Raw genomic sequence first — 21,257 nt, forward strand, 5'->3', positions numbered from 1 at the left:
GTGACCGGCATGGCCACTTCCATCAAGAAGATCGTCGCAGCGAGCCTGATCGGCACCACCGTCGAGTGGTACGACTTCTTCCTGTACGGCTCGGCAGCCGCCCTCGTGTTCAACAAGCTCTTCTTCCCCGAGTCCGACCCCCTGACCGGCACGCTGCTGGCGTTCCTCACCTACGCCGTCGGGTTCGTCGCCCGCCCGCTCGGCGGCCTGGTCTTCGGCCACTTCGGCGACCGGATCGGCCGCAAGTCGCTGCTGGTCGTCAGTCTGCTGACGATGGGGGCGGCGACGTTCCTGATCGGCTGCCTGCCGACGTACGAGACGCTGGGCCCGTCCGCGGCGCTGCTGCTGACGGCGCTCAGGCTCGTGCAGGGCTTCGCGCTCGGCGGCGAGTGGGGCGGCGCGGTGCTGATCGTCTCCGAGCACGGCGACTCGGCCAGGCGCGGCTTCTGGGCCTCCTGGCCGCAGGCCGGCGCGCCCGGCGGGAACCTGCTGGCCACCGGCGTGCTGGCGGCGCTGGCCGCCTGGCAGTCGGACGAGGCGTTCCTGTCGTGGGGCTGGCGGGTGCCGTTCCTGCTGTCGGGGGTGCTGGTGCTGATCGGGCTCTGGATCCGGCTGACGATCACCGAGTCGCCGGTGTTCCAGCAGGCCCCGCCGGAGGAGCGGGCCCCGATCGTCGGGGTGCTGCGGCACCACTCGAAGGACGTGGTCATCGCGATCGGCGCGCGGCTGGCCGAGAACATCTCGTTCTACCTGCTGACCGTCTTCGTCATCACCTACGCCAAGCAGAGCAACATCTCCAACTCCACCGTGCTGAACGCGGTGCTGATCTCCTCGGCCATCCACTTCGTCACGATCCCGATGTGGGGCGCGCTGTCGGACCGCGTCGGCCGCCGCCCGGTCTACCTGGCGGGCGCCGCCGGCATCGGAGTGTGGATCTTCGCGTTCTTCCCGCTCCTGGACACGGGCAACTTCCTGGCGATCACCCTGGCGGTCACCGTCGGCCTGCTCTTCCACGGCATGATGTACGGCCCCCAGGCGGCCTTCTTCTCCGAGTTGTTCGGCACCAGGACCCGCTACACCGGCGTCTCCATCGGCGCGCAGCTCTCGGCGATCGTGGCCGGGGCGCTGGCCCCGATCATCGCGGTGGCCCTGCTGCGGGAGTTCGGCAGCAGCGTGCCCATCTCGGCCTACCTTGGTGTGGCGGCGATCCTCACCATGGCCGCGGTCTACGCCGCACGCGAGACCCGGGGCCGCGACCTGGCCGAAAGGATCCACGCGCGATGAAGGTCACCACGCCGAGGCTCACCCAGCACGTCCTGACCGTCGAGGGCAGGACCACCGGCGAACCCGTGCTGTTCGTCCACGGGAACGTCTCCTCCGGCGCCTTCTGGCGCGACACCATGGCGGCGCTGCCCGAGGGCTACCGCCCGCTCGCGGCGGACCTGCGCGGGTTCGGCCACACCGACCCCGCCCCCGTGGACGCCACCAGGGGCGTGCGCGACTACTCCGACGACCTGATCGAACTCCTCGCCGCGCTGAACCTGGACGGGGCGCACCTGGTCGGCTGGAGCCTGGGCGGCGGCATCGTCCTGCAGGTCCTGCGCGACCGCCCGGCCCTCGTCAGGAGCCTCACACTGGTCAACCCCGTCTCCCCGTACGGCTGGGGCGGCACCGAGGGCCCGCACGGGCGGCTCACGCACCCCGACGGCACGGGCGCGGGCGCCGGGGCGGCCAACCCCGACTTCGTGGCCCGCCTCATGGCAGGCGACATGTCGGACGACTCCCCCGCCTCCCCGCGCAACGTCTTCCGCGCCACGTACGTCAAGCACCCGGTCCCCGACGAGGACTTCTACGTACGCTCCATGCTCACCACCCGCGTCGGCGAGGCCCACTACCCGGGCGACGCCGCCACCTCCGACGCCTGGCCCGGCGTGGCCCCGGGAAAGACGGGGGTGCTCAACGCCATCGCCCCCACCCACTTCCGCCTCGACGACCTCCACGAGATCGACCCCAAGCCGCCCATCCTCTGGATCAGGGGCGCCGACGACGTGATCGTCTCGGACACCTCGCTGTTCGACCTGGCCCACCTCGGCGCGCTCGGCGTCGTGCCCGGCTCCCCCGGCACTCCGGCCCAGCCCATGGTGGCGCAGACCAGGGCGGTGCTGGAGCGCTACGGCCGCCACCGCGAGGCCGTCCTGGACGACTGCGGCCACAGCCCGCACCTGGAACACCCCGCCGAGTTCGCCCGCCTGCTGTCCGAACACCTGAGGGAGGCGTAGATGCTGGTCGCGCTCACGCTCGTGGCGAGCTTACTGACCCCCGTGCCGCGCCTCACGGTGCCGGGCGCCGAGCACGCCGAGATCGCCGTGCTGGACGACCTGACCACGGCGGGCACCGCGAAGAGCGGCCACACCGACCCGGCGGACTGGGCCGGGCTGCACTCGGCGGCCACGGTCAACCCCACCGGCGTGCCCGGGATCCAGATCGACGGCTACTTCCCCGACACCTCCACCGGCAACGCCACGCACGGCTGGAACCACGACTCCCAGTTCGTGATCAGGCTCCCCGAGCGCTGGAACGGCGGCCTGGTCGTCGGCGGCACCCCGGGCAACAGGGAGCAGTACGCCAACGACTACACGATCTCCGACTGGGTCCTGGCCAAGGGGTACGCGTTCGCCACCACCGACAAGGGCAACGTCGGCGTGGACTTCCATCTGGACGGCCGCCGCCCCGGCGACGCCATCGCCGAGTGGAACGAGCGCGTCACCCAGCTCACGACGGCCGCCAAGGCCGTGGTCAGGCAGCGCTACGGCAGGCAGCCGAAGCGCACGCTCGCCGCCGGGATCTCCAACGGCGGCTACCTGGTCAGGTGGCAGCTGGAGAACCGCGGCTGGCTGTACGACGGCGGCGTGGACTGGGAGGGCACGCTCTGGCGGGTCAAGGGCGACAACCTGCTCAACTTCCTGCCTCCCGCGCTGAAGGCCTACCCGGACGAGGCCGGGGTGCGGGCGGCCGGGTTCGCGGCGGGCTCGGAGTTCCTGTGGCCGTTCCACCGGCAGTACTACTGGGAGCTGACCCAGGAGCTGTACCAGAAGGAGCTGGACCCGTCGTACCAGGGCGCGCCGGCCGACTACGACTACGACCGGCGCAGGCCCTACGCGGCCATGGCGAAGATCGCGCTGACCGGCCGGATCACCAAACCGCTGATCACCGTCCACGGCACGCTCGACACGCTGCTGCCCATCTCGCGTGACTCCGACGTCTACGCCGAGATGGTCGGCCCGCACCGGCCCTTCCGCTATCACCGCGTCGAGGGCGGCAACCACCTGGACAGTCTGGTGGACCTCTACCCCGACCGGCTCAAGCCGATGCTCCCGGCCTTCAGGAGTGCCTTCGAGGAGCTGGAGGGCTGGATCAGTCCCTGAGGTAGCGATGCCTGCCCGCGCGCGCCAGGCGCACGATGTGCCGCGCGCCGGGCAGTCTCCTGCCGAGCCGGTGCAGCGCGGTGTCCCGGCCCATGGGGTCCCTTTCCAGGCGGCGCGTGGGATCGACGGCGGCGGCCGGGCGTATCTCGACCCTGCCCCTGCGCATCTCCAGCCCGAACCGCAGCCCGATCTCCTCGTCGGAGGAGCGCAGCGAGGACAACCAGCCGCCGCGGCCCAGGTGCTCGACTCCCGGCATCAGCCGCTTGAACGGCACCTTGGCCACCAGCTGACCGGCGATCCTGCCCGGCACCCCGGCCTCGACCAGCGCGGGCGCGCTCACCTCGCGGGAGCGCCGCCTGGTGCTGCGCAGCACCAGCTCCAGCGGCGGCCCGCCGCTCGGCGGCACGTACGGGACCGGCAGCACGACGTAGACGTGCTGGTCGACCTGCTTGACCGTCACGCCCGGGGACACCAGCGCGATCGACTCGGAGAACGAGCGCGGCTCGACGACCAGGCCCAGCTCGCCGTGGTCGCTCCAGCACGGCACCACCAGCCGCATCCTGGGCCGCTGGGCCAGCACGCCCAGGCAGTTGAGCGGCCCCTCGGGGCGGCTGACGCGGGTCCTGGCCTGGTTGGCCCCGCTGAACATGCGCACGTGCACCTCCCACTGGCCGGGGCGCAGCGGCGCGCCGAGCGCGGCGTTGGTGATGTCCAGCCTGGTCTCGCCCTTGATGCGCACCCGGGTGCGGCGGCGGCCGGCCTGGACGCGCTCCACGTGCTGGGTCAGGGGCAGGAAGTGCACGACGCCGGTCTCGGTGTGGCGCAGGTACAGCTCGATGCGGGCCCGTTCGACGGACTCGGTGATGTCGGTGACGTCCTGCGGCAGTTTCTTGGTGTCCAGGGAGCGCGGCGGGATCCAGTGCAGGCGTTCGCCGTCCACGCGGTAGCGGTCGGGCGAGCCGTCGCCGGCCATGATCTCCGCGGTCAGCCCGAGCACCAGGATGTGGGCGTCCCAGCGCACCTCGGTGAGGTCGGCGCGCAGGCCGGCGCGCCTGGAGGAGTTCGACAGGAGCACGATCTGGTCCAGGCGGCCCAGGCGCACGTACGCGGCCACCATGCGGAGCTGGACCGGCAGGTAGCGGTCGAGCCGCTCGGGGAACCGCTGGATCATGAACTCCTGCACGACGCGGAAGTGCATGCCCCGGTCCACGGAGGATTCGGCGAACCTGGCGGTCAGCAGGGGGCGCAGGACAGCGTGACGGAGCCAGTGGGCGTACATGCGGTCGCGCTGGCGGCCCTCGCCCACGTACGTGTCGATGTCGTCGAGCAGGTCCTGCAGCTCCCGTACGATCGCCCGCGGCTCCTCCTCGGCGCCCGGGCGCTCCCCGAGGTGGCAGCAGACGTGCTCGGCCAGCACGGCGATGACCTTGGCCTGCAGGTACGCCCGCATCACGAACGCCTGCTCCCCCATCCGCCCGCCGGGCACCGAGAGGCCCAGCTCGTGCTCCTCCAGGAAGGCGCGGCGGTAGAGCTGCTGCGGTCCGAGCAGGGTGAGCAGCCGGTCGCGCAGGATGTCGGCGCGGGCCGTGCTGCGCTCGAAGGCGGTCATCGGCGGGCCGTAGTCGCGGATCAGGCGGCCGATCAGGACGTCGGCGTCGGTCTCCACGGCGCGCTCGTGCATGCGCTCAAGAGCGTCCCGCTCCAGGCGGTCGCCCTGGTCGAGGAAGTAGACGTAGTCACCGCGGGCCGCGGCCAGGCCGACGTTGCGGCCGCGCATGGGCGAGCCCGTGTGCGGCAGGTGCAACGTGCGCACGTTGCCGCGCAGCGCGGCGATGGTGTCCAGGCGCTCGGCGATCCCGTCCGTGGACCCGTCGTCCGCGAAGATCACTTCGTATTCGTCCGCGGGCATCGTCTGCTCCAGTGCGGAGCGCATGCACGCGTCGGCGGTGTCACCCGGATTGTGGACATTGACGATCACGCTGACCTTCACACCCATGCGGCCAGCGTGCGCCCGTATACAGGATCAGGCGTGACGGCTTGCCGATTGGAGGAGGAAAGTTGACCTGTTAATACCATCCCGAAGACTGGGAGTGACCCCAGGCGCCGCAGGGAGTGCCGTAGCGGCCCTTGATGTAGCCCAGGCCCCACTTGATCTGGGTGGCGGCGTTGGTCTGCCAGTCGCCGCCCGCGCTGGCCATCTTGCTGCCGGGCAGGGACTGCGGGATGCCGTACGCGCCGGAGTAGCGGTTCATGGCCCGCTCGTTCCAGCCGCTCTCCTTCTGCCAGAGCCGTTCCAGGCAACCCCACTGGTCCGCGCCGAACCCGTTCGCGGCCAGCATGGCCTTGGCTGTGGCCTTGTTGCTGCCCGGCGAGGGGTCGCTGCCCGGGGGGAAGTTCTGGGCGGGGAAGCCGTCGCCGGCGGGGGCCCGCTTGGGCACGACCCAGTCGAGGCCCTTGCCCTCACCGCCCGTGCGGCCCTTCTTGAGCTGGTCGGCCCGGTAGGCCTGCTCGGCCTCGGCCTTGAGCAGGTCGCTCTCGGGGTCGGGCGCGTAGAGGTCGCCACTGGCCAGCTTGCCCAGGTCGTCCATCGAGAACGGCTTCTGGGGCGGCTTGTTGGCGTTGTCGATGGCGCGCTGGGCGACGAAGGCGCCACCGCCGCCGACGATCAGCACCACGACGACGGTGATGACAATGCGTTTGGGAGTGAAGCGCGAAGGCCGGCGCGCCGAGGGGAGGTCTTCCTTCGGGGGGCGCTCACTCAACTGCGGACCGGGGCTCACGATGCATGAGCTTGCCCTGTCCTAGGGGGTGCTCCGCAACCGAAACGCGGGAATCGCTTGGTGTAAATTTCACCAACCACCAGGTTAGCCCACAGTTTCCCGAAAGTTGTGACTTTCGTCACACAACAGGGGTGGCCCCCCTTCAGGCGCCCGTAACCGAAGGGAAGCCGTATTCAGCGTTGCTTGCCTTCTTTGGGATCAGATCTACGACATGTCACAGTTTGGTGACACAACCCGGGTATACGGGACATGGAATAATAATGTGCGCGTGGCTGGCATCCTCCTTGTTGAAGACGACCCCTCGGTCCGCACGGCTCTAGAGCTGGCGCTGACCAGGCAGGGGCACTCCGTCACGTCCTACGCGACGGGTGAGGAGGCCCTCGACCACATCAGGGCCCGGCGCCCGGAGATCGCGATCCTCGACGTCATGCTCCCCGGAATCGACGGGGTCGAGGTGTGCCGCCGCGTGCGCAAACTCGACCAGCTCCCGGTCATCCTGCTCACGGCCCGCGGCGACGACCTGGACGTGGTCGTCGGGCTGGAGGCCGGCGCCGACGACTACGTGGTCAAGCCGGTCGAGCCCCGCGTCCTGGACGCCCGCATCCGGGCCGTGCTGCGCCGGGCCGAGTCCGCCGCCTCCGACCGCATCACCTTCGGCGACCTCGTGATCGACCGGGGCGCGCTCAAGGTCACCCTGTCCGGCAAGGAGATCCACCTGACCCCGACGGAGCTGCGACTGCTGCTGGAGCTCGTACGCCATCCCGGCCAGGTGCTCAACCGCCGCTACCTGCTGCGCGTGGTCTGGGACCACACGCACATCGCCGACTCGCGCCTGGTGGACGCGTGCGTGCAGCGGATCCGCGCGAAGATCGAGCCCACGCCCGCGGAGCCCGTCTTCATCCACACGGTGCGCGGCTTCGGATACCGGTTCAGCCCCCCGTGATGATCCCGCTCCCCACGGGCCTGCGGGCCCGCCTGGTCATCACCTTCACCCTCGTCGCCGTCACCGCCTCGTTGCTGGTCGCCACGATCGGCTACGAGCTGGCCAAGGAAGCCCTCGTCAACCGGGCCGAGACCACCTCGATCGACCTGGTGACCAGGGAGCTCGGCAGCATCACCTTCCCCGTCGGCAAGCTCAGGCAGGGCGAGGCCGCGCCGACGTCCAAGGAGCTCAACCGCGTGGCCCACGCACTCAGCGGGCCGGGCCGCAGCGTGCTGGTGGAGTATCAGAGCCTGATCGCCGCCGACGGCCCCATGTCGATGAGCGACGTGCCCAACGAGCTGTACGGCCGCGCCAAGCAGAGCGTCGTCATCCAACGCAAGATCATCCGCAGCCGGCTCTACCTCATCGTCGGCGCCGAGGTCTACCGGGTCAACGGGGGCAAGGCCGAGGCCACGGGCCTGCGCGCGTTCGTCTTCTTCCCCCTGCACGACGACGAGAGCCAGCTCGCCACGCTCAGGGCCACCCTGGCCCAGACCGGCACGGTCATCGTGCTGATCGCCCTGGGCGTGGCGCTGCTGTCGGCCCGCCAGGTGCTGCTCCCGGTACGGCGGCTCAGCGCCGCGGCCCAGGCGCTCGGCCAGGGCCGCCTGGACACGCGCCTGCCCGTGCACGGCCAGGACGAGCTGGCCGGCCTCACCGCCAGGTTCAACGACGCCGCCGCGGCGCTGGAGCTGAGCGTGTCGGAGCTGCGCTCGCTGGAGGCCATGTCCCGCAGGTTCGTGGCCGACGTCTCACACGAGCTGCGTACGCCGCTCACCGCGATGACGGCCGTGGCCGACATGCTCTCCGACGAGGCCGACCACCTGCCGGAGGCGCCCGCGCAGGCCGTGCGGCTGGTGCTCAAGGAGATCGAGCGCCTGCGCGAGCTGGTCGAGCACCTCATCGAGATCAGCCGCTTCGACGCCGGCACCGCCACGCTCAACCTCGAACCCGTGAACGTGGCCGACGCCATCGAGGACTGCCTGGGCGTACGCGGCTGGAGCGAGCAGGTGACGGTGCGCGCCTCTCAGGGCCTGACCGCCAACCTCGACCCCCGCAGGTTCGACATCATCGTGGCCAACCTCGTCGGCAACGCGCTCAAACACGGCGAGCCTCCGGTGGTGGTCAGCGCCAGGGCCACGGAGAACGGCCTGGAGGTGAAGGTGCGCGACCACGGCAAGGGCATCCCGCGTGAGGCCCTGCCGCACGTCTTCGACCGCTTCTTCAAGGCCGGCGCGGGCCGCGCGCGCAGCCAGGGCAGCGGGCTCGGCCTGGCCATCGCCAGGGCCAACGTCCTGCTGCACGGGGGCACGATCTCCGTACGCCCCCAGAACCCTGGAACCCTCTTCACGGTCTGGCTACCCCACAAATGAAGCCCATCCGCATCCTGACCGCCGCCCTGCTGACCGCCCTGCTGGCCACAGGCGCCTGCGGCATCACGCCCACCGACGTCCAGGACAGGGGCAACGCGCCCACGATCAAGATCCCGCCGCCGTCCAAGACGATCTACCTGATCAGGGACGGCGAGCTCACCCTGGAGCCGGCCGACGTGGACGACGACACCGTCGAAAGCCTGCTCGGGGCGCTCTTCGACGCCTCCACGCAGCCACTCGGGGTCCGGGACACGGCGCTGCGCGGGTTCACGTACCTGAGGTCCAAGAACTCGATCAATCCGCCGCAGCGCGACGAGATCCAGCTCCCGCGCACCTCGACGCTGACCGTCTACATCAGCGGCGAGGGCACGCTGACCAAGCTCGGCAAGGCGCAGATCGTCTGCACCGCGCAGCAGGAGATCGAGTTCGAGATGGTCAAGATCGTGCGGGAGAACAAGAACCGCCCCTCCACGTCGGAGGGGCGGTTCACCTGCGGCGAGCTCAAGTGATCACATGGTGATGTCCTCGAGCATCTCCGTCACCAGCGCGGCGATCGGCGAGCGCTCAGACCTGGTCAGTGTGACGTGGGCGAACAGCGGATGGCCCTTCAGCTTCTCCACGACCGCGACCACGCCGTCATGCCGGCCGACCCGCAGGTTGTCGCGCTGGGCCACGTCGTGGGTGAGCACAACCCGCGAGTTGGCGCCGATCCGGCTCAGCACGGTCAGCAGCACCCCGCGTTCGAGCGACTGGGCCTCGTCCACGATCACGAACGCATCGTGCAACGAACGGCCCCGGATGTGCGTCAGCGGGAGCACCTCCAGCATGCCCCGGTCGAGCACCTCCTCGATCACCTCGGGCGAGGTGACGGCGCCGAGCGTGTCGTAGACGGCCTGCGCCCACGGGCCCATCTTCTCGCCCTCGCTGCCTGGCAGGTAGCCGAGCTCCTGGCCACCGACCGCGTAGAGGGGACGGAAGACGATCACCTTGCGGTGCTGGCGGCGCTCCAGGACCGCCTCCAGGCCCGCGCAGAGTGCCAGCGCCGACTTGCCGGTGCCGGCCCGGCCGCCGAGCGAGACGATGCCGATCTCCGGGTCCATCAGCAGGTCGAGCGCGATGCGCTGCTCGGCGGAGCGGCCGTGCAGGCCGAAGACCTCGCGGTCGCCGCGGACCAGGCGTACGGACTTGTCGGGCTGCACCCGGCCGAGCGCCGAGCCCTTGGCCGACAGCAGCCGCAGGCCGGTGTGCGCGGGTAGTTCCCTGGCCTCCTCCAGGTCCGCGGTGCCCGAGTCGAAGAGCGTCGACACGTCGTCGGCGGTCACCTGGATCTCGGCCATCCCCATCCAGCCGGACTCGTGGACGAGTTCGGCGCGGTATTCCTCGGCGGCCAGGCCGATCGAGGCCGCCTTGACCCGCATGGGCAGGTCCTTGGACACCAGCACGACGTCACTACCCTCACTGGCCAGCGAGCGGGCCACGGTGAGGATGCGCGTGTCGTTGTCGCCCAGGCGGAAGCCCACGGGCAGGATGGATGGATCGCTGTGGTTGAGCTCGACCCTGATCGTGCCGTCCCCCGTCGGCATCGGCTCGTCCAGTCTGCCGTACTGGACGCGTAGCTCGTCGAGGTAGCGCAGGGCCTTCCTCGCGAAGTAGCCGAGCTCTGGATGGTGCCGCTTGCCTTCCAGCTCCGTGATGACCACGATCGGAAGGACAACGTCGTGCTCGGCGAACCGGGTCATTGCCGCCGGGTCGGCCAGCAGAACCGAGGTGTCCAGCACGTACGTGCGCTTGGCCGACTGAGTAGGGTTGCTCGAGGACACTGCCACACGTTCTCCCCCGGGCGCCCCTTGGTGCGGGCGCCCTGCAGACGAGGTGGGAATCGGACCGGACCCGCGTCCCCGACCGCAAATTGCCGTCGGCGCCGGAGTCCGGCCCCCTCGGCAAGTTGGTGCAAAGGCGGGCCCTCTCCGAAATGTCCGACCTGTGACCGGACACTTCCAACGTTACGTCCTTGATACCCGAATGTCGTGTCAGGAACCGTAACGTCGGTGTCTCGCAGCGTAATCACGCAGCGCCCGCAGGAAGTCCACCCTGCGGAAGTCCGGCCAGTAGGCCTCATGGAAGTAGAACTCGGAGTGAGCACTCTGCCAGAGCATGAAGCCGGACAGACGCTGCTCGCCCGAGGTCCGGATGAGGAGGTCCGGGTCGGGCTGGCCGCGAGTGTAAAGATGCTCCGCGATGTGCTCGACATCGAGCACCTCGACGAGGTCCTCGATGCTTGCTCCCTTGCTCGCTTGCTCCTGGAGCAGTGAGCGCACCGCATCGGCAATCTCACGTCTTCCTCCATACCCAACTGCAACGTTCACAATCAGGCCTGGACGGTGTGATGAAGCTTCTTTTGCATCTTTAAGGACATTGGCGGTTCTGTCGGGCAGCAGATCAAGCGCCCCGACCGGGCTGATCCGCCAGCCCTCCTCCACGAGCTCCTGGGTCACGTCCTCGATGATGCGCAGCAGCGGCTCCAGCTCTTCCCTCGGCCGGTTGAGGTTGTCGTTGGACAACATCCACACCGTCACGACCTCGACGCCGCTCTCTCGGCACCAGCCGAGCAACTCGGATATCTTGTCCGCACCCTTGCGGTGACCCGAGGCCACGTCGCGCATGCCCATGGCGCGCGCCCAGCGGCGGTTGCCGTCGATGATGACCCCGACATGCCGGGGGACGACGCTGTCCTTCGACAGCTTGGTCTCCAGCCGGTGCTCATACAGCCGGTAGACCAGATCGCGCAGGCCCACGGAGTGCCTCCCCAGCGGTGCTGTGCCTTCAGGTCGATTGACCTAACAGGCAATTATCACCGCGAATCGTCCGTGCCTGCTCCTTCTACCGGATTCCTCGCCAGATCTCTACCTTTCAGACACCCTTCCGCCTCATCTACGAGTTCGCGGACGAACTCCGACAACTCTGACGACGTCAGCACCGCCCGCATGCCCACGCCCGTGGCGCCCCACGCCTCCACGTAGGCCCTCCTGGTCAGCCGCCACTCACCGGGCCCCGGCCGCCCCGGCTGCCACACGGGGATGGTCCTGAGCTGGCAGCGCAGCTCTCCGCCGCCCACCAGGCCGGCCCTCGTGCGGTAGCGGAAGGAGAACAGCTCGCTCTCCGGCTCCTCGTCGGGGAAACGGTCCTCGGGATCGGCCCAGCGCCTGGCCGCTCCCCCGCCCCTGCGGGCCTCGTCGACGCCGCGCGCCAGGCGGGCCAGCAACCAGCCGCAGCGCTCGCCCACGCTGCCGTACGGGGTGCCGTCGCGGTGCAGCTCAAGGGTGATCTCGTACGGCATGCCGACACTGTCTCTGCACGCGACCGGCGTGACGCTCAGATAAGAGCCGTCGACACAGCGTAGTCCTCCCATCCCCTCCCAGTTTCCGCCCGAAAGCCCCCTAAACCGGTGGTCGCCAGGCATGTTCCCGCCAGTCGGGCGGCTGGTGCCACTCCGTCCAGCCGAAGCCCACGCGACCGTCCTCGCTCTCGTACCGGCACATCGCCCGGGGGAACTCGGCGACCGCGCCCCCGGGGGAGGTCAGCGTCACGGGGGCGAAGGCGATCGGCCGGACCGTCGTCGCGTGCCCGGGGAAGCGCAGGACCGTCTCCGTCGGGAGGTCCCCGTCGAACGTGGTGGCGGCCGAGAAGCCCGGCACGTGCACCACCTCGCCGCCCGGTGGCCTCTGGAACGCGGGCCAGTCCAGCTCCAGGCCGACGTTGGCGCGCATGCCGTGCAGGTAGGCGCCGTCCCGCATGCGGGCGCTGCTCCAGAGCCAGGAGATCGACCACCAGTCGCGCACGCCCCAGCTGTGGTCGCGTTCGCCGTGGCCGCGGAAGGCGCGGCCGTCGATCGTGCCGGTGACCTCGCAGGGCATCTCGTAGCGGGGAGTGATCGCGTAGCCGTAGACGCCGGCCGTCTCGTAGGTGAGGTCGAGTGACAGGGCGGCGGAGGACAGGTGGACCTCCGCGCGCCGTAAGGGGTCGGTCGTGTGGTGGGCGGCCGTGTAACCGGCGCCCGTCACCGTCAGGTCCTCGCCGGGCAGCGGCGCCTCGTGGTCGAGCACCGCCGTACGTCCGCCGTCCGCGGTGACCAGGCAGGCCCAGTACCAGGCGCGCCCCCAGTTGGGGTAGAGGCCGAGACGGACGTAGCCGCCCAGGTCACCGTCCTCGGAGACGAAGTCGTAGTACCAGGACTCGTTCCACAACAACTCGCCGTTCGGCGGGTGTGGGTGCTCGTCCTCCGGGCCCAGGGGCCACTCGCCCATGTTGACGATCCGCATGCCCGCCTCCTACCCCGATCGGGACCACCAGCGGCGTCTGGGTGGCGGATCATCGGGCATCCGGCCGCGCTCGCGCAGCCAGGCGGCGAAGTCGGCGGCGTCGGTGCGGTAGTTGGGGGGCGGGGTGGCGCGGGCGCGCGCGTACGCGGCGAACTCGGCGGCCAGGTCGGGCCCCGCCGCCGCGGCGGCGTCGGGATGGATCCTGGCCACGATCCCGCGGCGCTTGGCGACCAGGCTGGCGGCCTGCACGCGCATCCGTTCCCGGTCGAAGCCCTCGGGCACCTCCGCCCCCGCGACCAGCGCCGCCACGACCCGGCCCTGCGCCTCGGCCAGCTCGGCCCGCGCGCCCTCGTCCGTCCTCGTGGCGGGTGTCATCGTGCCTCCCCGGTCAGGGCCGTCCTCGTGGCGGGTGTCATCGTGCCTCCCCGGCCAGGGCCATCGCGGCCCTGATCCTGGACAGCTCGTTCGCCAGCACGGCGTCGCTCGGGTAGTCCTCGTCCCACTCCAGCAGCACGCCCGGCGGGGTGGCGCGGGCGCACAGCTCGGTGAGCAGGTCGAGCACCGCCTGTGGCGCGGCCGTGCTGTGCGTGTCGTGCCAGACGCCGTGGTGCTCGTAGCCGCCGGCGACGTGGACGTAGGCGAGGTGCTCAAGGGGGAGCGTGTCGAGCGCCGCCACGGCCGGCAGGCCCAGGTTGAACTGGTTGGTGTAGAGGTTGGCCACGTCGATCAGCAGGCCCACGCCGGTCCGCTCCACCAGCTCGGCCAGGAACTGCGCCTCGGTCAGCTCGTCGTCGGGCCAGCCGAAGATGGCGGCCACGTTCTCCAGGGCCAGGGGGACGGGCAGCGCGTCCTGGGCGCGGCGCACGTTCTCGGTGACGATCCGCAGGGACTCGCGCGTGCGCGGCACGGGCAGCAGATGCCCGGCCTCCACGCCGCCGCCGCGCACGAACGCCAGATGCTCGCTGACCAGCGGCGCGTCCAGCGCTCGTGCGCAGGCGGCCAGGTGGGCCAGCCGGTCCTGGGAAGGCGGCTCGGCGCCCCCGATGCCCAGCGACACCCCATGGGGGATGACCGGCAGGCCCCTGGCCCGCATGACGCGGATGGACTCGGGCAGGCCGGCCGGCCTGATGTTCTCGGCGACCACTTCGAGGAAGTCGACGCCGGCCATCCTTTCGATGCTCAGGTCCAGCTCGGACCGCCAGCCGATGCCCACTCCGAGTCCGGCCATCTCACCCTCCTCCGCCGCCGCAACCACCGCCGCCGCCGCCGCAGCCGCTGCTTCCGCCGCAGCCGGACGACCCGCTTCCGCAGCTCGACCCGCCGTGCGAGCCACCGTGCGAGCCACCGCCGCAGCCGGCCGAGCCGTCCCCCGCGTACGAGCCCCCAGCGTATGAGTTGCCGCGCCGGCGGACACGCCTGGGCTCCTGCCTGCCGAGCTGCGAGCGCAGGTCGGCGTCGCGCAGCTCGCCGAGACCGTAGAGCGCGAGGGTGACGGGGCCCTGCTCGACGCCCCTGCCGTTCGCCCGCCTGGCCGCCTCCAGGGTCTCCCTGCCCGAGGCGGTCAGCGAGGTCCTCATGGAGCGCCGGTGGTTGCCGAGCGCCACCTCGGTCCGCACCCCCGTGACCACGAAGACGATCAGGGCGACCCACGCCTGGAAGTTCGCGTTCAGCAGGACGGTCAGCCCCTCGATCGCGACACCGGCGAAGGCCGCGACGGACAGCGCGCGCAGCCGCGCGCCCTGCTTTCTGACCTCGGAGAAGGCGCTTTCCGGTACGAGCATCCCCTGTCCGACGAGGTGCTGGTGGATCGCCTCCATGGCCACGCTCTTGGCCACCGTGGCCCTGACGGAGACGACGGGGACGCCCGAGACGGTGCCGGCCAGCGCGTTCAGCACGACCTCCTCGACGGGCTGCCGCGCGACCGTGCCCCCGCTGACCTCGTGCGCCCAGCCGGCGCGTGAGACGCGGATGGCGCCGGCGTCGGCCAGGAGCGCGATGGCTGTGTCCGCCACCCTGTTCGGGCCGCCCACCAGGTACGCCAGGTCGTAGTGGTCCGGAGTGCGAAGCCGGATCCCGCCCGTTTCGGCCCGTATCGCGGCGTGCCCGCGCTGTATCGCGGAAGTGGTGAAGGCGGCGTAAACCGCGATGCTCACCGAAATGATCAACATGAACAGGTCCATGTGGGGCCTCCGCTTCCTGCGGCCGATCAAGCCCGGCGTACTGTGACGACGCCTATTTGCACGGTAAGGACCCGGCCACGGTGAGCGTGGGTTCTGCGCCTTTAGCTAGCTGCTCGATCCGCAGCTCGACCCACCGCTCGACCCGCCGCCGCAACTGGAGCCCCCACCGCAACTCGACCCACCGCCGCAACCGGACGAGCCGCCGCAGCTCGACCCGCCGCCGAAGTCGAGGCCGCCGTAGGAGTCGGTGCCGAACGTGGCGCCGCCGTCGCCGCCGCTGTGGGTGCCGCACGAGCCGGCGCTGTCGGCCCCGGGGTCGCCGATGGACAGCTCGTCGGAGAGGGTCTGGTCGCCGGCGTCCTGCAGGCCGTACAGGGCGACGGGGATGCCGACCGAGAAGGCCAGCGTGCTGTGGTCGCGCACGCCCCTGGGGTGGTAGTCGCGGGCAGCGCGCAGGACGTCGCGCCCCTCCCGCGTGATGACGCTGCGCAGGCGCCGCCGGTGCCGGCGCAGCGCCAGCAGGCCGCTGACCACGGCGGCACCCGAGATGAGCAGCGCGCCGAAGAACGGCATCCCCTCCCCCGCCACCTTGAGCCCCGCCAGCACGAACAGCAGCACCACGTAGCCCACGGCCACGCCCACGGCGATCTTGACCCCGGCCCGGCGCCGCCACGCCGTGCCGAACGCCTCCTCCCGCACCATCAGCCCGCGCGCCTCCAGGCTGCCGGCCAGGGAGGCGAGGGCGGGGTGCGTCTCCAGCTCCCGCCGCAGCTCACTGGCGCGGTAGCCGCCCGGCCTGGCCGCCAGCGCGTCGAGCACGGCCTGCTCGACCGGCTCCGGCGAGGGCCGCGCCCCGTGGACCGGGGTGACCTGCGAGCCGCGTGACACACGAACGGCGCCGGCCGTCGCGAGGACGGCCAGCGCCGTGTTGACGGTCCGTCTCGGCCCGCCGGACAGGTACGCCAGCTCATAGTGGGACAACTGGTGCCCGTGGCCGCTCGGCGTCGTCTCGCTGACGCGCCTGCGCTCACGTTCGACGCGCTGTTCCGCCGTGCTGACCAGGAAGAACATGCCGAAGGCGGCCATGAGCAGGACGAAATCCACTGCGGTCCTCCCTTGCGGTACGGCAGTCCGCCAAGTTAGACGGCACCGCCGTACCCGCACAAGGGAGGAGTCCTCATCCGAGCCGGTCGAGCAGGGCGTTGTACTCGTCCCACAGCTCCTTCGGCAGGTGGCTGCCGAAGGTGTCGAAGTGGGCCGGGATCAGCGCCGCCTCCTCGCGCCACACGTCCTTGTCGACGGTCAGCAGCGTGCGCATGTCCTCCTCCGACAGGTCCAGGCCCTCGGTGTCGAGGTCGCCGGGCAGCAGGCCGATCGGGGTGGGCACGGCCTTGGCGTCACCGTTGAGCCGCTCCACGATCCACTTGAGCACGCGGCTGTTCTCGCCGAAGCCCGGCCAGACGAACTTGCCCTGGTCGTTCTTCCTGAACCAGTTGACGTAGTAGATCCGGGGCAGCTTCGCGCCCTCGCGGCGGCCGATCTCCAGCCAGTGATCGAAGTAGTCGCCCATGTTGTAGCCGCAGAACGGCAGCATGGCGAACGGGTCGTGGCGCAGCTCGCCGACCTTGCCCTCGGCGGCGGCGGTCTTCTCGGAGGCGACGTTGGCTCCGAGAAAGACGCCGTGCTCCCAGCTCAGCGACTCCGTCACCAGAGGCACGGCGGTGGCGCGGCGACCGCCGAACAAGATCGCTGAGATGGGCACGCCCTCGGGGTCCTGCCATTCGGGAGCGATGGTCGGGCACTGCTCCGCAGGGGTGGTGAAGCGGGCGTTCGGGTGGGCGGCAGGCTCGTCGCTGCCGGGCGTCCAGGAGCGGCCCTTCCAGTCGGTCAGGTGCGCCGGCGGCTCCTCCGTGAGGCCCTCCCACCACACGTCGCCGTCGTCGGTCAGCGCGACGTTGGTGAAGATGCTGTTGCCCCAGAGCGTCTTGATCGCGTTGGCGTTCGTCACCTGCCCGGTGCCGGGGGCGACGCCGAAGAAGCCGGCCTCCGGGTTGATCGCGTGGAGGCGGCCGTCCTCGCCGAACCGCATCCAGGCGATGTCGTCGCCGATCGTCTCGACCTTCCAGCCCGGGATCGTGGGCTGGAGCATCGCGAGGTTGGTCTTGCCGCAGGCGCTCGGGAAGGCGGCGGCGATGTAGCGGGTCTCTCCGGTGGGCGGCGTGAGCTTCAGGATGAGCATGTGCTCGGCCATCCAGCCCTCGTCGCGGGCCATGACGCTGGCGATGCGCAGGGCGTAGCACTTCTTGCCGAGCAGGGCGTTGCCGCCGTAGCCGGAGCCGTAGGACCAGATCTCGCGGGTCTCGGGGAAGTGGCTGATGTACTTGGTCGAGCTGCACGGCCACGACACGTCCGCCTGGCCGGGCTCCAGCGGCGCCCCGACGGAGTGCACGGCCTTGACGAAGTCGCCTTCGCCGGTTCGACGCGCCGCCGCGCGCTCTTCGATCAGCCGCAGCGCCCTGTCGCCCATCCGGGTCATGACGCGCATGGAGACGGCGACGTACGCGGAGTCCGTGATCTCCACGCCGAGCTGCGAGATCTCGCCGCCCAGCGGGCCCATGCAGAACGGCACCACGTACATGGTCCTGCCCCGCATGCAGCCCTTGAACAGCTCGCCGAACGTCTCGCGCATCTCGCCGGGCGCGATCCAGTTGTTGGTGGGCCCCGCGTCCTCCGCACGCTCCGAGCAGATGAAGGTACGGTCCTCCACCCGCGCCACGTCGGTGGGGTCGGACTTGGCGTAGAAGCTGTTGGGCCTGGCCGCCAGGCGCGTGAGCGTCCCCTGCTCGACGAGGAGGTTGGTCAGGCGTGTCCACTCCTCCTCCGACCCATCGCACCACTCGACGCGATCGGGCTGGGTCAGGGCTGCGATCTCGTTGACCCACGCGGCCAATTCGCTATTGGTGGTGGGCGCTGTTACTGCGACGGAAACGGACACGACGGTGACTCCTCCACTCTCTCAGGGCCCAGTCATCATTAACGACGAAGCGGCGTTAAAGCCAATTGGCATAGACCTCTTGGCCAGGCCGTCGCCGCAGGCAGCGGCCCTGACGATTGGGGGAGCCTACCCACGCGGAGGAGATTTAAAAGGAGTAATTCAGAGCAGTGGTCCAGTCCAATTGCGCTGGTCTAAACCAATTCCGGAAGTGGTTTAGTCCATTGCCGGAGCCGTTTCCGCTGGGAGATCTCAGGAATTGACGTCGGGCCCCGATGAGCGAACCCGGTCGACGTGCTGGAGCGCGTCGCGCAACTCGGCCAGCCACGTGTCGGTGTTCTTGCCGACCAGGCGTACGCACCAGGCCAGCGCGTCGCTGCGGCTCCTGGCCACGCCGGCGGCCACGAGCGTGTCGAGAACCTGGCGTTCCGTCTGGCGCAACCTGGTCATCACGGGGACGGAGAGTGTGGTGAACATCACAGTCTCGCCGCCGCAGCTCACGCCCCAGGCCACCTTCTGCCGGAACTTCCGCTCGGCCTCCCTGGCGATCTCGATCCGCCGCTCCCGCGTCTCCTCTCTGAACCTCCGGGCCAGCCCTTCGATGAGCGCGGCCCGCTCAGCCTCGGGCACGTCGTCCGGGGGGTCGGGGAGCGCGCCCAGAACCGCGATCTCCTCCCGGTCCCTGATGATCTCGGGTGCGCCGGTGAACCACTCCTCGGGCAGACGCCCGGTGAACCAGCCGTGCACCTGTGCGGTCACATCATCTTCTGTTGCCATGTAATCACAATTACACAGTTGCGGATGAAAAGCACGCAAGGCAACGAGGCCCTGTACGTCAAGGCAAGCCCCGGTGCGGGGAAGGGTCAGCGGACCTTGGCGGCGGCGATGGGGCTGACGCGGACGACACCGGCCAGGTTGCGGGTGTTGACCGGGACGATCTTTACCACGTCACCGGTGCGCGGAGCGTGCAACATCTTGCCGTCACCCCAGTAGATCGCCACATGGGAGATGTAGTCAGGGTTGGTCGGATCGTTGCGCCAGAACAACAGATCGCCCGGCTGAGCCTGCGCGAAAGGCACCTGCGGCCCCGTGACCCACTGCTGATGGGTCACCCGGGGCATGCGCACCCCCGCCTGCGCGTAGGCCCACTGCACGAGCCCGGAGCAGTCGAAGGTCTCGGGCCCCTCGGCCCCCCACACGTACGGGCGCCCGAGCTTGGAGACGGCCGCCTTCAGCGCGACCGTGAGCTGCTCGCCCGTCATGAACGACCCGGCCGGCCAGTTCTGCTGCGGCACGTTCTGCCGCTGCGGCGGCAGCACCGGGTTCACCAGGGCCACCTGCGTGCCCTTGGGCAGCGCGCCCAGGATCTTCTTGCGCAGCTTGTCGGAGTCGGCCTTCGGCGCGCTGACGATGAGCGCGTTGTCGTGGGGCAGCCCCAGTGTGCGGCCGACGTCCTTGGACACGACGGCGTCCACGGCGCCGAAGCCGGTGGTGGCGTACGCGCCGATCCGCAGTTGCCCCGCCGAGCCCGCCGGCACCCGGCTGTGCAGGGAGAGCCCGCCGTCGTTGCCCAGCACGAACGAGACCGCCACGTCACCGGCCGCCACGTTCTGCCAGAGCGGATCGGACGAAGCGGTCACCTTGGGCGTGTACGCCCGGAACGTGGATGGATTGACGGCCAACGTCTGCACCCGCTTGCCGTCGAGCGTGACCGAGGCCGCGTCGGCCAGCTCCAGCGCCCGCACCCCGGACAACTTGGCGACCTTCTGTAACAACTCGTTCGTGAACGGCTTGCGGGTGAGCACGAAGAGGTTGGGCTTGTGCAGCCTGCCCAGCGGCGCCACCGGCTGCGGCGTCGCGGCGGGCGTCGTCCGTGGCGTCTGTGGCCGCTTCTCGGCCAGCAGCCGCTGGGTGGGCGTGGCCTCCACGGCGGCGGGCGCGACGGCCCCCTCCGGCCGCGTCAGCAGCAGCACGTCGGCGGTCAGCACCGCTACCAGTGCCACCACGATGAAAGGCACCAGCTTGTACGTATTGCTGCGCTTACGGGTATTAACTAAGAAACTAAGATCTTGCCGAATTCCCGACGAATGCGAAAATGCCGCCGGGCCGACGGGGGCCCGGCGGTCGTCGTCCGGGGGAGTCAGTTGCCGATGTACGGGACTGCCTCGAGGATCTCGACGGTGTTCTGGCGTCCATTGGGCATGGAGTAGGTCGCCTTCTCCCCGATCTTCTTGCCGTTGATCGCCGCACCCAGCGGGGACCTGGGCGAGTAGACGTCGATCGGCGCCCCGCTCTCCTCGCGGGACGCGAGCAGGAAGGTGACCTCGTCGTCGTCGCCGACGAACCGGATGGTCACGGTCATGCCGGGGCCCACCACGCCCTCGGCCTTGGGGGCCTCTCCCACCTGGGCGTTGTCGAGGATCTGCCGGAGGTGGAAGATGCGGGCCTCCATCTTGCCCTGCTCGTCCTTGGCGGCGTGGTAGCCACCGTTCTCCTTCAGGTCGCCCTCTTCCCGGGCGGCCTCGATCTTCTTGGCGATGTCGACGCGCCCGGGCCCGGAGAGATACTCGTACTCCGCCTTCAGGCGGTCGTACGCCTCCTGCGTCAGCCAGGTGACGTTCTCATCGCGAGAGTCGGCCACGGGTTCTCCTTGCTTGCCTAGGGGGCCCTGAGATCAGTTGAGGTCGCGTACGGTTGAATTGCGAGAGACTAACAACTTAACCGATCGAACGCTTCCCCAAATGTCTCACTATACGAGATTGCAGTACTGGATGTGGACGGAAGTCGCCTCGCCGCTCGTGTCAAGGCTTTCCTTGAGCTGCTTACTACCCTCACCAGCCGGGATTCTTACTTCCTTGCTGCCCACTTCCGCGTGATTGACGTCCAGCGCCCTGATCCGGCAGACAGCCACCCTATCGTCTGGCTTGTATACCTCAAAGGTGATCGCGGCCCGGGTCGGCCCCTCGACCTTGAACGTCACAACCTGCGACGGCGCCTCGGAGCCGCCCGCCGTCATCGACCACATGACGTAGCCCCAGCCGCCCGCGATGATGGCCACCAGCACGCCGATCACCACGTGGACGACGAGCCGGCCACGACGTTTGGGACGATCGGGAAAGTCGTCGGGTGTGCCGAGAACGGGTCGGTTCTCGACATCTCTGGTGGCCATGGCGGAATCTCCCTGCACTCCCTCAGCGTTATCCGAG

At 69.9% G+C, this 21,257-nt stretch carries 21 protein-coding genes; 6 read left to right on the forward strand and 15 right to left on the reverse strand.

The window, feature by feature from the left end:
• The first annotated feature begins 9 nt into the window (after positions 1-9).
• The 3 genes from ACFPZ3_RS41860 to ACFPZ3_RS41870 are packed head-to-tail and all read left to right on the forward strand — an operon-like array spanning position 10 to position 3,425.
• Entirely contained in the window at positions 10-1,284 is a 1,275-nt protein-coding gene (locus ACFPZ3_RS41860; protein ID WP_379519928.1) for an MFS transporter, read from the forward strand.
• Complete coding sequence (locus ACFPZ3_RS41865) at positions 1,281-2,279, forward strand: alpha/beta fold hydrolase (RefSeq protein ID WP_379519929.1); 999 nt, start codon at positions 1,281-1,283, stop codon at positions 2,277-2,279. Before ACFPZ3_RS41860 ends, ACFPZ3_RS41865 begins: the two co-directional genes overlap by 4 nt.
• The gene (locus tag ACFPZ3_RS41870; protein WP_379519930.1) at positions 2,280-3,425 is read left to right on the forward strand and encodes an alpha/beta hydrolase family protein; all 1,146 of its coding nucleotides are present in this window, start codon (positions 2,280-2,282) and stop codon (positions 3,423-3,425) included.
• Here the strand turns inward: ACFPZ3_RS41870 and ACFPZ3_RS41875 are convergent.
• Both ACFPZ3_RS41875 and ACFPZ3_RS41880 read right to left on the reverse strand, forming a co-directional pair.
• Positions 3,415-5,421 carry a glycosyltransferase family 2 protein gene (locus ACFPZ3_RS41875; RefSeq protein ID WP_379519931.1) on the reverse strand — a complete coding sequence of 669 codons (2,007 nt, stop codon included), beginning with the start codon at positions 5,419-5,421 and terminating at the stop codon, positions 3,415-3,417. The two genes, ACFPZ3_RS41870 and ACFPZ3_RS41875, sit on opposite strands and share 11 nt — an antisense overlap.
• Positions 5,422-5,491: 70 nt before the next feature.
• Complete coding sequence (locus ACFPZ3_RS41880) at positions 5,492-6,097, reverse strand: aggregation-promoting factor C-terminal-like domain-containing protein (protein ID WP_379519932.1); 606 nt, start codon at positions 6,095-6,097, stop codon at positions 5,492-5,494.
• A 376-nt stretch (positions 6,098-6,473) separates the two neighbouring features.
• Between ACFPZ3_RS41880 and ACFPZ3_RS41885 the strand changes: the two genes are divergently transcribed.
• From ACFPZ3_RS41885 to ACFPZ3_RS41895, 3 genes are read left to right on the forward strand one after another with little or no spacing between them, the layout of a single operon-like run.
• A complete protein-coding gene (locus tag ACFPZ3_RS41885; RefSeq protein WP_379519933.1) occupies positions 6,474-7,148 on the forward strand; it encodes a response regulator in 675 nt (224 codons plus the stop codon).
• Complete coding sequence (locus ACFPZ3_RS41890) at positions 7,148-8,560, forward strand: ATP-binding protein (protein ID WP_379519934.1); 1,413 nt, start codon at positions 7,148-7,150, stop codon at positions 8,558-8,560. Before ACFPZ3_RS41885 ends, ACFPZ3_RS41890 begins: the two co-directional genes overlap by 1 nt.
• Positions 8,557-9,069, forward strand: coding sequence for a hypothetical protein (locus ACFPZ3_RS41895; protein ID WP_379519935.1), 513 nt, complete (start codon positions 8,557-8,559; stop codon positions 9,067-9,069). Before ACFPZ3_RS41890 ends, ACFPZ3_RS41895 begins: the two co-directional genes overlap by 4 nt.
• On the opposite strand, the gene ACFPZ3_RS41900 is transcribed toward ACFPZ3_RS41895, so the two are convergent.
• The 13 genes from ACFPZ3_RS41900 to ACFPZ3_RS41960 all read right to left on the reverse strand — a co-directional run bounded on the left by ACFPZ3_RS41900 (position 9,070) and on the right by ACFPZ3_RS41960 (position 21,220).
• Positions 9,070-10,386, reverse strand: coding sequence for a PhoH family protein (locus ACFPZ3_RS41900; RefSeq protein WP_379519936.1), 1,317 nt, complete (start codon positions 10,384-10,386; stop codon positions 9,070-9,072). It lies immediately after the preceding gene.
• A 204-nt stretch (positions 10,387-10,590) separates the two neighbouring features.
• A complete protein-coding gene (locus ACFPZ3_RS41905) occupies positions 10,591-11,355 on the reverse strand; it encodes an isoprenyl transferase (RefSeq protein WP_379519937.1) in 765 nt (254 codons plus the stop codon).
• A 56-nt stretch (positions 11,356-11,411) separates the two neighbouring features.
• Positions 11,412-11,897, reverse strand: a complete 486-nt coding sequence (locus tag ACFPZ3_RS41910; RefSeq protein ID WP_379519938.1) for a hypothetical protein — start codon at positions 11,895-11,897, stop codon at positions 11,412-11,414.
• Between the two features lie 100 nt (positions 11,898-11,997).
• A complete protein-coding gene (locus ACFPZ3_RS41915) occupies positions 11,998-12,879 on the reverse strand; it encodes a DUF7064 domain-containing protein (RefSeq protein ID WP_379519939.1) in 882 nt (293 codons plus the stop codon).
• A gap of 9 nt (positions 12,880-12,888) precedes the next feature.
• Positions 12,889-13,254 carry an SCO6045 C-terminal-like domain-containing protein gene (locus ACFPZ3_RS41920; RefSeq protein ID WP_379519940.1) on the reverse strand — a complete coding sequence of 122 codons (366 nt, stop codon included), beginning with the start codon at positions 13,252-13,254 and terminating at the stop codon, positions 12,889-12,891.
• Positions 13,255-13,291: 37 nt separating this feature from the next.
• Positions 13,292-14,107 carry an MbnB/TglH/ChrH family RiPP precursor modification enzyme gene (locus ACFPZ3_RS41925; protein ID WP_379519941.1) on the reverse strand — a complete coding sequence of 272 codons (816 nt, stop codon included), beginning with the start codon at positions 14,105-14,107 and terminating at the stop codon, positions 13,292-13,294.
• A 1-nt stretch (position 14,108) separates the two neighbouring features.
• Positions 14,109-15,047 (reverse strand): TIGR04222 domain-containing membrane protein, encoded by a 939-nt coding sequence (locus ACFPZ3_RS41930; RefSeq protein WP_379519942.1) that lies wholly within the window; start codon positions 15,045-15,047, stop codon positions 14,109-14,111.
• Between the two features lie 117 nt (positions 15,048-15,164).
• Positions 15,165-16,163 (reverse strand): TIGR04222 domain-containing membrane protein, encoded by a 999-nt coding sequence (locus tag ACFPZ3_RS41935; RefSeq protein ID WP_379519943.1) that lies wholly within the window; start codon positions 16,161-16,163, stop codon positions 15,165-15,167.
• Between the two features lie 73 nt (positions 16,164-16,236).
• Entirely contained in the window at positions 16,237-18,054 is a 1,818-nt protein-coding gene (locus tag ACFPZ3_RS41940; protein ID WP_379519944.1) for a phosphoenolpyruvate carboxykinase (GTP), read from the reverse strand.
• 249 nt (positions 18,055-18,303) lie between these two features.
• A complete protein-coding gene (locus ACFPZ3_RS41945; RefSeq protein ID WP_379519945.1) occupies positions 18,304-18,828 on the reverse strand; it encodes a hypothetical protein in 525 nt (174 codons plus the stop codon).
• A gap of 86 nt (positions 18,829-18,914) precedes the next feature.
• On the reverse strand, positions 18,915-20,069 hold the full coding sequence (locus ACFPZ3_RS41950; protein ID WP_379519946.1) for a C40 family peptidase: 1,155 nt from the start codon (positions 20,067-20,069) through the stop codon (positions 18,915-18,917).
• Positions 20,070-20,191: 122 nt separating this feature from the next.
• Positions 20,192-20,692 carry a transcription elongation factor GreA gene (gene greA, locus ACFPZ3_RS41955; RefSeq protein ID WP_103960435.1) on the reverse strand — a complete coding sequence of 167 codons (501 nt, stop codon included), beginning with the start codon at positions 20,690-20,692 and terminating at the stop codon, positions 20,192-20,194.
• A 108-nt stretch (positions 20,693-20,800) separates the two neighbouring features.
• On the reverse strand, positions 20,801-21,220 hold the full coding sequence (locus ACFPZ3_RS41960) for a DUF4307 domain-containing protein (RefSeq protein WP_379519947.1): 420 nt from the start codon (positions 21,218-21,220) through the stop codon (positions 20,801-20,803).
• Positions 21,221-21,257: the final 37 nt, after the last annotated feature.

This window comes from Nonomuraea insulae (genome assembly GCF_042656245.1).